Annotated in this window: 1 protein-coding gene and 1 pseudogene; one reads left to right on the top strand and one right to left on the bottom strand. The window is 61.4% G+C overall.

The annotated features are described in order from the left end of the window. The coding region (locus SB772_RS39390) for a LysR substrate-binding domain-containing protein (protein ID WP_410838437.1) at positions 1-199 on the top strand (199 nt) is incomplete at its 5' end. A gap of 57 nt (positions 200-256) precedes the next feature. Here SB772_RS39390 and SB772_RS39385 read toward each other — a convergent pair. Next, positions 257-373, bottom strand: a pseudogene (locus SB772_RS39385) (dihydroxyacetone kinase subunit DhaK); the annotation flags it as partial.

The following is a 373-nucleotide window of genomic DNA, read 5'->3' as shown; positions in this document are numbered from 1 at the left end:
AGGCCGCGGGATTGTCGTGCGTTCGCAGTGGGAAGTGGAACGGCATCTGGCGCGCGGCGAACTCGTGACGCTGCTGGACGACTGGGCGTTACCGGACGCCAATATTCACGCGATCTATCTGGAGCGCAATCAGCTCTCGGTCAGGCTCAGGGCCTTTGTCGACTTTCTCGGCGAGTTTCTGCGCAGACCGGCGGCTTGAGGTACCTACGTTGAGAAGGAAAGCCCGCACCGAAACCATTCTCGCACTCAGCGCGCCCTACATCCCCCAACGCAACGACGGCGTATGGACCGGGCTGTCCCAGTGGCGTGTCATTTCGTCGTCGAGCATACATAGCGTAATCGACGCGGCCGCCATCTCGAGCGAAGTCGTCAG

It is taken from the genome of Paraburkholderia sp. SIMBA_030 (genome assembly GCF_046535245.1).
In the GTDB taxonomy this organism is placed as follows: Bacteria; Pseudomonadota; Gammaproteobacteria; order Burkholderiales; family Burkholderiaceae; genus Paraburkholderia.
Note: the sequence above shows the minus strand (reverse complement) of the source record. Positions and strands in the feature narration are given on the sequence as shown.